This window comes from Synechococcus sp. H60.2 (assembly GCF_047462315.1).
Lineage (GTDB): Bacteria > Cyanobacteriota > Cyanobacteriia > Thermostichales > Thermostichaceae > Thermostichus.
On sequence record NZ_JANSIZ010000085.1, the window covers coordinates 1 to 9,101 of the forward strand.

Here is a 9,101-nt window from a genome sequence, read left to right on the forward strand (position 1 = left end):
TTTTTAAACCAACACCACCGCATCCAACTACATCCCTTGTCTCGTGGGCGCGTATATGTTTATAACACACAGGAGAGGGATCGGGGGTGAGGGCCTGCCAGCGAACCGTTCACGCTAGCTTGAAATAGCCCTAATCCCTCAACTTTTGCCCATGGCCCGCTTGTTCACCAAGTTCTGGCTGCTGGAGCGCTACCTGTTTGGACAGATGCTCACCCCCCTTTTGGCCGGTATAGCTGGGGGAACCCTGCTGCTTTTGGCGGGCCGGCTCTTTACCCTCGCCGAGCGGCTGGTCGAGGGATCCGTGCCCCCCCTGACGGTGTTGCGGCTCTTGATGTTGGATCTGCCAGAGATGGTGGTGCTGGGCATGCCCATCGCTGCTTTTTTTGCCACCCTACTCACCTTGGGCAACCTAAGCGGCAACAGCGAGATTACCGCCATGCGGGCAGCCGGGATCCCGTTTATGCGCATCTTTCGTCCCCTGTTGCTGGTGGGGCTGCTCATGAGCCTGAGCGCTTTTTTAATCAGCAACGTCCTCCTGCCGGCCAGCAAACGGGAAATCCGCCGCATTGACCAGCAGGCGCTCCTGGCCCAGGCTACAAGCCCGGTGCAATACGACGTCTTTTTCAAGACCGCTGGCGTTGGCGGGACGGAGTCCTTAGACAACCTCTGGTTTTTCATCCGCCAGGTGGATCCGCGGCTAAATACCATGCAGGATGTCACCATCTTGCAGGTGGATCCCTTGCCGGGGGGCAAGTACCACTTGGCGGAAGTGACGCTGGCGGCCCAGGCGGTGTGGAATGGCCTGGACTGGACCCTCAGCGAAGGAGTGACCCACCGCTACGGCCCCGATGGCCTCAGCCTGGCCGAAGAGCCCTTCGACCGCAAGCCGCTGGCGGTCTCCCAAGATCTGGCCGCCCTGTTGCAGCCGCCAGTTCCCCCCAACGAGCTCAGCCTACCGGAGCTGGCGGAGCGCATCTCCCGCCTGGCCCGCTCCAACCTCAATACCCAGCCCTTGCGCACCGAGTTCCACATGCGCTTTTCCCTGCCCCTGGCCAGCTTTTTTGCCGTGCTGATTTCCCTTCCCCTGGGATCCAGCACCGCTCGCCGTGTGGGCCGCTATGGCGGCGTCGTCTTCGGGATCCTGTTGGTGTTTGCCTACTACGTGGTGCTGAGCGTATCTCGCAGCTTGGGAGAAGCAGGAGCCCTTCCTCCCTGGGCAGCAGCCTGGAGCTTCAACCTTCTCTTCGGTAGCCTCGGCCTGCTGCTCTTGGCCCGCTTCCTGCGCTAGGGATCCCTTCCGGGCGGAGCAACCCCCAACCTAGCCAGGGATCCACCGGATCCCTTCAACACAGTTTCCGTCCCCTTGCGGGGAAAAGGTAGGGATTTTGGCCGGTCTGCGCAGGCCAGAGATCCCATCCCAGCGCCGGTCTGTCTAGACTGGAGAACAGCCCTGTGGGGATCCCTATGCGCATTGGCGTGCCCAAAGAGATCAAAGAGCAGGAGTTTCGCGTCGGCCTGACGCCGGCGGCGGTGCGGGCCTTGACTGAGCAGGGGCACCAGGTGTGGGTGGAGACCCAAGCCGGCCAGGGGGCAGGCTTTAGTGACGAAGACTACCAAAAAGCGGGGGCCAAGCTGGCCGCCACGCCGGAGGAGATCTACCGGCAGCAGTTGGTGGTGAAGGTCAAAGAGCCCCTGCCCGCCGAGTATCCCTTGCTCCATCCGGATCTCATCCTGTTTACCTACTTGCACCTGGCGGCCAGCCGCGAGCTGACCCAGGCCCTGCTGCGTTCGGGGGCCACCTGCCTGGCCTACGAGACGGTGGAGCTGCCCGACGGATCCCTGCCCCTCTTGATGCCCATGAGCATGATTGCCGGGCGGCTGTCGGTGCAATTTGGCGCCCACTACCTCACCCGCCAGCAGGGGGGGCGAGGCGTGTTGCTGGGCGGGATCCCAGGGGTGCCGCCGGGGCGGGTGGTGATCCTGGGCGGGGGCACGGTGGGTACGGAGGCGGCCAAGATGGCCGTCGGACTGGGGGCGCGGGTGCAGATTCTGGACATCAACCTGCAGCGCCTCAACGAGCTGGAGCTGATCTTCGGGTCGCGGGTGGAGCTGCTCTACAGCACCGCCCAGAGCATCGAGGAGTGCGTCCGCGAGGCCGACCTGGTGGTGGGAGCAGTGTTGGTGCCGGGCAGCCGCGCCCCGGTTTTGGTGAAGGAAGAGCTGGTGGCCCAGATGCGGCCCCGCTCTTTGATCGTGGATGTGGCCGTGGATCAGGGGGGGTGCATCGCCACCACCAAGGTCACCACCCATGCCCAGCCGGTTTACGAAGCCCACGGAGTCTTGCACTACGGGGTTCCCAACATGCCGGGGGCCGTCCCCTGGACTTCGACCCAGGCGCTGGTCAACGCCACCCTCCCCTACGTCCTCAAGTTGGCCAACCTTGGCTTGAGCGCCGCCCTGGAGCAGGATCCGGGCCTGGCCAAGGGGCTCAACATCCGGGGCGGAAAGCTCATCCACCCGGCGGTGCGGGCCACCTTTCCCGACTTGAGCTAGCTTGGGCCAGCTTTCCCGTCGGGATCCCTTCCGCTACTGCCGCCAGGCCAAGAGGTAGCGCTCCAGAGCGGCGAAAAAAGAGTAGAGCAGAACACCCATGAGGCCGAGGGCAACCAAGCCGGCAAAGGCCAAGGGCACATCAAAAGAAGAGCTGGCGGACACAATCAGGTAGCCCAGCCCGCGGTTAGAGGCCACCGTCTCCGCGATCACCGCGCCGACAAAGGCCAGCGAAATGGCCACCTTCAGCGAGGCAAACAGATAGGGCAAGCTGTGGGGAAGCCCCACCTTGAGGAAGATTTCCCAACCGCTGGCCCCCAGGGAGCGCAGCACATCGCGCATTTCTGGCTCCACCGTCTCCAGGCCCACCGCCACATTCACGGCAATGGGGAAAAAGGCCAGCAAAAAAGCTGTAATCACCGCCGGGATCATGCCCAGGCCAAACCAAATCGCCAGCAGCGGCACCAGGGCCACCTTGGGGATGGTATTAAACCCCACCAGCAGTGGGTACAGACACAGATGGGCCAGGCGGGAGCTGCCGATAAGGGATCCCAGCAAGATCCCGCCCACCAAAGCCAGCCCAAAAGCCAGCAGGGTTGAGCTGAGGGTAAACAGCGAGTGCCCCAGGATCACCTCGTCCCACTCCTGCATCGACTGCCAGATTGCGCTGGGCGCAGGCAAAACAAAGCGGGGAACCTGCAACAGCCGCACCCCTGCCTCCCAAAGGCCAAGGGTCAGCAGCAGGGTGACCACCGGCAGGAGCAGCGAGGCCGCTTTCGTCTGGAGAAATCGGTCAAAGGAGTTTTTCATCAGGGTTGCGCGGCGATCTATCGAGAAAACTTTGGTTAGCTGCTGCGCCGTTCGCGTCAGCGGGACGGAGTCCTTATGTGCTTGCGCACTTCCGCAACCAAGTGGTGAAACTCGTCCGTCAGGCAGATCTCCAACGGGCGCGGGCGGGGCAGATCCACCTTGAGGGTAAAGACAATCTCGCTAGGCCGCGACCCCATGACATAAATGGTATCGGAGAGGAAAACCGCCTCCCGCAGATCGTGAGTGATGAGAATAGCCGTGCAGCCGGTGCGCAGCCACAGCCGCTGCAACATCTCCCACATCTCCTCGCGGGTGAAGGCATCCAGGGCGGCAAAGGGCTCATCCAGCAACAACAGCTCCGGCTGGTGGATCAAAGCTCGACAGAGGGCAACCCGCTGCCGCATCCCCCCGGAAAGCTGCCAAGGATAGGCTTTTTGGAAACCATCCAAGCCCACGGCGGCCAACAGCTCCAGCGCCGACTTTTTGTGCTGAGCCAGGTTTTGCCGGAAGGTGCGCTTGTAGGGCTCTACCACTTCCAGAGGCAGCAACACGTTCTGTAAGGTAGTGCGCCAGGGCAGCAGCACCGGATTTTGGAAGGCCATGCCCACCCTCTTGAGGGGGCCGGTGACGGGCTGCAACCGAAAGTAAAGGGTGCCGCCGTGGTTGGTGTTGAGGCCGGCTATCATCTTCAAAAGAGACGTCTTGCCGCAGCCGCTCGGCCCCACAATCGAGACAAACTCCGAGTGGGCCACCGAAAAGCTGAGGTCGCGGATGATCGTGACCGGGGATCCCTTGCCGGGGTACTGCAGGGAGACGTGGCGCAGCTCCAGGATAGGCTTGTCCAAGAGCCCAAGAGAGACACCGCTCTGGGCCACCTGCTGCGACTCCAACATCGACTCAACTCCGGTGGTTTTCACGGCCAGCCTCCTTCCCATTACACCAGAGAGGAGAGCAACCAACTGTACTGCCCAATACTCTGCCCTCCAGCAGCAAGGCCGGTTCTTCGGGGCTGCCGCCTACTGGTGCTCGAAGACGTTGCTATATCCCAGCAGATCCAGCTCCACCAAGGTGGGCAGGTGTTGAAAACAGCGCTGCGCCAGCTCCCAGCGCTCCTCCCGCTGCAACATCTGGGCCAACTTGTGGCGCACCGGGATCAAATAGCGGACATCGTTGGCCGCATAGTCCAACTGCTCCGGCGAGAGGGACTGGACAGCTCCCCAGTCGGAGCTTTGGGCGGCTTTGTTTAGCTCCACCCCGCACAGCTCGCTCACCACGTCTTTGAGGCTGTGCTTACTGGTGTAGGTGCGGGCCAGCTTGCTGGCTACCTTGGTGCAAAAGACCGGCCAGGCCTGGATCCCCAGGTGGTAGCGCAGCATGGCCAGGTCAAAACGGGCGTAGTGGAAGATCTTCTCAATGTTGGGATCCGTCAGCAGCCGCGCCAAACGGGGGGCCTGCTTCACGCCGCGGCTGAGCCGCAGCACCACCACCTCGCCGGCAGCGTTAGCTATTTGCACGACGCAGAGCCTGTCCCGCTGCGGGATCAAGCCCATCGTTTCGGTGTCCACGGCCAGGAAGGTTTCCCCGGCTAGCGCCTCTGCCACTTCGGGGGTGAGATCTTCGTCGCAGATCTGGAAAGGCTCCACAAGGATCCCTCACTTGGCGGGAGCAGCCGCCCCGCTGAGATACTTCCCTCACCTGAAGACAAGAGTTGTTGACATCTCAACAAGCGCTGCTGGCCAGCTAGCCCTGAGCAGGCCTCATCCCCCTCAGAGACAGGAGGTGCTCTCCCCTCGACTGAGACAGCCAGCAGGCCGGTTTTCGCTCGCAACGCTCCGCGTTCAGTTTAGCCCAAAGCCACCCCTGAAGGCAGGGTTGTAATCAGCGGCTGGCAAGCTTGGCTCTACCAGCTTGCTTTCACCACGCCCGGCAGCAGGCCGCGGTGGGCCATTTCCCGCAAGCTGTTGCGGCAGAGCCCAAAATCCCGGAAATAGCCGCGGGGACGCCCGGTTTTCCAGCAGCGGTTGCGCAGGCGGGTGGGCGAGCTGGCTCGAGGGAGTTTTTGCAGTTGAGCATGCAGCTCCATGCGGGTGACCTGGTCGATGTTGGGATCGGCCATGGCCGCCTTTAGTTGTTGGCGCTTCTCCCGATATTTTTCGACCAAGCGCTGGCGCTTTTTCTCCCGCTCGATCATGCTCTTTTTAGCCACGGCTCACCTGTTTCTCCCAATTTTTCAGCTCATCTAGAATAGCGAGAAGCCCTCCCCTCAGGCAAGGGGATCGCAGAGCCGGCCATCCTCGCCGCTCCCCTTGCTTGGGCTCCGTAGGATCCCTGAGGCCAGCCTCTTGGCTTAGGGGCAATCTCTTTCTGTAGGCAAGGTTGGTGGTGGGTGATGACCCTTTCCAAAGTGATCTCGTTGGTCGCCGCCAAGTTCAAAGTTTCCCCAGAGCAGATCGAGGCCACCCGCGTGATCCTCCACAAGCCCCCGGCTTTGTTGGCGGTGCTCAAGTCGGCTCCGCCGCTGCCCAAAGAGGTTTTGCAGGATCCCAGCTTGGCTTATATCTATCCGGCCACTTTTATTCAGTGGTCGAAGTGCATGCATGGCCTGGCGGAATGGGATGATGTGCCCGCCCTGAGCTACGCCGACTATGTGGCGCAGATGGAGCTGACCTTCCTGCCGACGGATATTGCTGCCGAGGCCGCCAACAGGGACTAGCGCAGGCGAAAAACCCGTTCTGAGGCCTGGCGGACAAACTCCTTGAGCCAGCCCGATTTTTGGGTGCTCTCCACCTGGGCCCTGACCACCGCCTGCATCCCCCCTTCCCCCCAGCTTTGGTTGCGCTGGAAATACTCGATGAAGCTTTTGCCGGCAATGCGGGTGAGATAGCCGGCGCTGGCCGCCTGGATGGGGGCTGTCGCCAAAAAACCGACCACGCTCACCTCAGCCACCGTAGCCAGGAGCCCGGTGGTCAGTTGGATCGCCCCTTCCACCAGACCCAGGCCAGCCAGGGTCTTGGCCAGGGACAGGGCCAGTTCCCGCCCCTGCTGCAGGTTCATCTGGCAGCCGTAGAGGGATCCCAGCTCCACCACCATCTGGGCGTTGATGGCGGCAATGGCCAGCAGATCCAGCGCCGGGATGGGGTTGACAAACACGACGCCGGTCACGATCCACTGAAAGCGATCGATCACCTCCTCCGCCTGGCGGCGCAACTGCGCCTGGATGATCCGCTTGGCCTCTTCCCCCAACTGCTGCGATTGCAGCAGGGCATTGTCCAAGGCCAGGGATCCCCCTTCGGCGTAGAGCACCGCCTGGACGCGATCCCGCACCGCTGCCACCTCGGGCTCCGGTTGCCAGGTTTGGGATCCCAGCCGCACGGGGGCCGGGTCAGCAGCAGCCAGCAGCACATCTTCCGGTTGGATCAGGGGGTAAACCCGTTCCCGCAGGCGCTGCAAGAGGAGCTGCCGTTCTTCCGAGGTGTAACGGTCGATTTTGTTGAGCACCAGCAGAGCCCGCTTGCCCAGGGCGATCAACCGGCGCAAGGGATCCACCTCCGACTGGCGCAGATCCCCATCCACCACCACCAACAGCAGCTCGGCGGCCTGGGCCTGCGCCTGCGCCTCCTCTTCCCGCATCGCCCCTGCCGGCCCGATCTCCAAAATGCCCGGGCAGTCCACGATCTGCACCGGGTGGGGGATCCCGGGCAAGTCCCAATCGTAAACCGCCACCGTCTGCGTGGTGCCCAACGTTGCCCCCACCGCCCCCACCCGCCGCCCCAGCAGCGCGTTCACCAGCGAGGTTTTGCCCGCCGATCCGGTGCCGAAGACCACCACCTTCAGTTGGGGCCGGGCCAACTGTTGGGCCAGCCGAGCTGACCGCTCCGCCAGCGCTGCCCGCGCCACCTGATCCTGGATCTGCGCCATCTGAGCTTCTAGGTGCGCCAGGTTGCGCCGGGCTGCCTCCCACTTCTCGGCAGGGGTCTCCGGGGGGGCCGGCCTGGGAAGCCTCTCGGTTTTAGGGGCGGGGCGGAACAGAAACAAGTAGTAGATGGAAGCGGCCAAAAACACCAGCAGCAGCAACACCAGCACCCCGATCAACACCCCCCCCAAAATCGGGTGGTAGCGGGTGGCGTAGTACAGATCCAAAAACGATTGGATCAGCCAGACAATCAAGCCCGTGAATGAGGCCAGCAGCGCCAACAGCAGCAGCAAGCGCAGATAGGGAACCGATCGCATAGGGATCCAGGGCCACAACCATTCGCGTCAGCGGAACGGAGTCCTTTTGACTCTAGCCGTGGCTGCCCTTGTCCGACTACTCAGATCTGGCCCTCAGGCTGTAGGGGCGGCTCTTCCCCTTCACACCGGGATCCCCCCTCGATGACCCGAATGGCCTGCGGCTCCCCATCCACCTTCACCTGCAGATGGCGCAACTGACAGGCTGTTCGCGTCAGCGGGACGGAGTCCTTACCGGCCACCCCCCGCTCCGACTCCACAGCCACCTCGCCGGTGCGCTGGGATCCTGTGATCAAAAAGGACAGACAGGCCCAGCCGGCTTGCTCATCCTCTTGAGCAGAGGGAGAACCTCAGCCTTGGCAATCAATGCAAAACGTCTCAGCCAATCTGCAAGGACTCCGTCCCGCTGACGTGAACAGAAAAGTCAGCAGAACCTTGGGGCTTTGCCTCAAGGAACTGTCTAGAGGCGTCTTGACAGCGCCTTTACGGGTTGGTTCTCCTTTAGGCGGTGGGAGTGTCAACGAGGTCAAACTGGGGCACCTGCGATGCCAAAGCTGCAGGGGCAGGTACGAGCAGCAACGCCCACAGAGCCGGCATGGCCCACCTGGCCCAGCGCCAATGACAATGGGGGGATCCCTGCCATAGACTTGGCCAACTCACCTCAGCAGCAGTTGGGAGAAAGAGCCTGGTGGTAACCGGCGGATCCCAGGCCCAAGGGTAGTTTAGAATGTCTTTAGGTTGAGGCTCATCGGGATCTACAGACGCTGGCTCTAGCTTCTTTGAGCTGATCCCAGGAGGGCTGTCTTGTTGCTCCTTCTCCCCCATAACTCTCTGGAACTCAGGAGATTTCTATGGCCGTTCCTAGTGGTCTTTCCAGCCCGCTGCCGGAGCAAGAAACTTCTACGGGACAGGGCAACGGTCTAAATTTGGCTCCTCGGCCTGCCGATCCTGCCCCGCTGGCTGCCCAGGGGGTGGGAGAAAAGTCCGGCCCGCCGGTGTTCCCCAGCCCCGTCAAGTTCAGCAAGATCGAGATCGACAACCGCCCGGTGGGAGCTTCGACTCTGAAGGTAGTGGATTACTTTGCCGATGGCCGTCCAGTTGCTGCCGCCACCCTGAAAGTCGTGGATACCTGGGGCGAGGGGCGCCCAACGGTGGCTTCCGGCGTCAAATTTGTCCATGACCCAACCCTCAACCGGCCAGTGATGGCGGATGGCCTGAAAATTGCCAAAACTTTCCTGGGAAATCGCCCTATTGAGGCTAGCCCCCTTAAGGTGTTGCGTTAGCCAGGATCCCTAACGGGGGCCAGGGATCCCCCCTGCTAACCTGGGTGGGGGAGAGGTGACAGCGGCAAATATGGAGATCCTGGCGGCTTTGTTGGGGTTGCTGGCGGGCTTGGGAGGAGGGGCAGGCTACCTGGCAGATCAGACGGCTCAGCAGCTCTTGCTCGCTCAGCTCGATAGGGTAGAGGTTTTGGAGGTGCGCATCCAAAGCCGCCCCAACTATCGTTTTTTGAG

The 9,101-nt window shown here is 62.2% G+C and carries 11 protein-coding genes; 5 read left to right on the top strand and 6 right to left on the bottom strand.

Translation table 11 applies throughout. From position 1 onward, the window contains the following. The first annotated feature begins 151 nt into the window (after nt 1–151). On the top strand, nt 152–1,288 hold the full coding sequence (locus NW845_RS11295; RefSeq protein WP_414378603.1) for an LptF/LptG family permease: 1,137 nt from the start codon (nt 152–154) through the stop codon (nt 1,286–1,288). A gap of 176 nt (nt 1,289–1,464) precedes the next feature. Beyond that, complete coding sequence (ald, locus tag NW845_RS11300) at nt 1,465–2,553, top strand: alanine dehydrogenase (protein ID WP_414334380.1); 1,089 nt, start codon at nt 1,465–1,467, stop codon at nt 2,551–2,553. 33 nt (nt 2,554–2,586) lie between these two features. Here ald and NW845_RS11305 read toward each other — a convergent pair whose 3' ends face one another. The 4 genes from NW845_RS11305 to rpsN all read right to left on the bottom strand — a co-directional run bounded on the left by NW845_RS11305 (nt 2,587) and on the right by rpsN (nt 5,566). Continuing rightward, nucleotides 2,587–3,360, bottom strand: coding sequence for an ABC transporter permease (locus tag NW845_RS11305; protein ID WP_414338052.1), 774 nt, complete (start codon nt 3,358–3,360; stop codon nt 2,587–2,589). Nucleotides 3,361–3,416: 56 nt separating this feature from the next. Beyond that, on the bottom strand, nt 3,417–4,277 hold the full coding sequence (locus tag NW845_RS11310; protein ID WP_414378605.1) for an ABC transporter ATP-binding protein: 861 nt from the start codon (nt 4,275–4,277) through the stop codon (nt 3,417–3,419). A 99-nt stretch (nt 4,278–4,376) separates the two neighbouring features. After that, on the bottom strand, nt 4,377–5,009 hold the full coding sequence (locus NW845_RS11315; protein WP_414378613.1) for a ribonuclease D: 633 nt from the start codon (nt 5,007–5,009) through the stop codon (nt 4,377–4,379). Between the two features lie 251 nt (nt 5,010–5,260). Then, entirely contained in the window at nt 5,261–5,566 is a 306-nt protein-coding gene (gene rpsN / locus NW845_RS11320) for a 30S ribosomal protein S14 (protein WP_414365590.1), read from the bottom strand. 183 nt (nt 5,567–5,749) lie between these two features. Between rpsN and NW845_RS11325 the strand changes: the two genes are divergently transcribed. Then, the gene (locus NW845_RS11325; RefSeq protein ID WP_414378607.1) at nt 5,750–6,073 is read left to right on the top strand and encodes a hypothetical protein; all 324 of its coding nucleotides are present in this window, start codon (nt 5,750–5,752) and stop codon (nt 6,071–6,073) included. On the opposite strand, the gene NW845_RS11330 is transcribed toward NW845_RS11325, so the two are convergent. Further along, a complete protein-coding gene (locus NW845_RS11330; RefSeq protein ID WP_414378609.1) occupies nt 6,070–7,590 on the bottom strand; it encodes a YcjF family protein in 1,521 nt (506 codons plus the stop codon). The genes NW845_RS11325 and NW845_RS11330 overlap by 4 nt on opposite strands. Before the next feature lie 80 nt (nt 7,591–7,670). Beyond that, on the bottom strand, nt 7,671–7,883 hold the full coding sequence (locus NW845_RS11335; protein WP_414378611.1) for a hypothetical protein: 213 nt from the start codon (nt 7,881–7,883) through the stop codon (nt 7,671–7,673). Between the two features lie 249 nt (nt 7,884–8,132). Here NW845_RS11335 and NW845_RS11340 point away from each other — a divergent pair, with 249 nt between their 5' ends. Together NW845_RS11340 and NW845_RS11345 are read left to right on the top strand one after the other, a co-directional pair. Beyond that, complete coding sequence (locus tag NW845_RS11340; RefSeq protein WP_414370399.1) at nt 8,133–8,282, top strand: hypothetical protein; 150 nt, start codon at nt 8,133–8,135, stop codon at nt 8,280–8,282. 156 nt (nt 8,283–8,438) lie between these two features. Then, nucleotides 8,439–8,870: a hypothetical protein gene (locus NW845_RS11345; RefSeq protein ID WP_414365594.1), complete on the top strand. Its 432-nt coding sequence runs from the start codon at nt 8,439–8,441 to the stop codon at nt 8,868–8,870. Nucleotides 8,871–9,101: the final 231 nt, after the last annotated feature.

Bases quoted from the DNA above. Each gene is read 5' to 3' on its own strand.
- NW845_RS11330 (WP_414378609.1), bottom strand. From the start codon at position 7,590: ATGCGATCGGTTCCCTATCTGCGCTTGCTGCTGCTGTTGGCGCTGCTG.
- NW845_RS11305 (WP_414338052.1), bottom strand. From the start codon at position 3,360: ATGAAAAACTCCTTTGACCGATTTCTCCAGACGAAAGCGGCCTCGCTG.
- ald (WP_414334380.1), top strand. From the start codon at position 1,465: ATGCGCATTGGCGTGCCCAAAGAGATCAAAGAGCAGGAGTTTCGCGTC.
- NW845_RS11295 (WP_414378603.1), top strand. From the start codon at position 152: ATGGCCCGCTTGTTCACCAAGTTCTGGCTGCTGGAGCGCTACCTGTTT.
- NW845_RS11325 (WP_414378607.1), top strand. From the start codon at position 5,750: ATGACCCTTTCCAAAGTGATCTCGTTGGTCGCCGCCAAGTTCAAAGTT.
- NW845_RS11340 (WP_414370399.1), top strand. From the start codon at position 8,133: ATGCCAAAGCTGCAGGGGCAGGTACGAGCAGCAACGCCCACAGAGCCG.
- NW845_RS11345 (WP_414365594.1), top strand. From the start codon at position 8,439: ATGGCCGTTCCTAGTGGTCTTTCCAGCCCGCTGCCGGAGCAAGAAACT.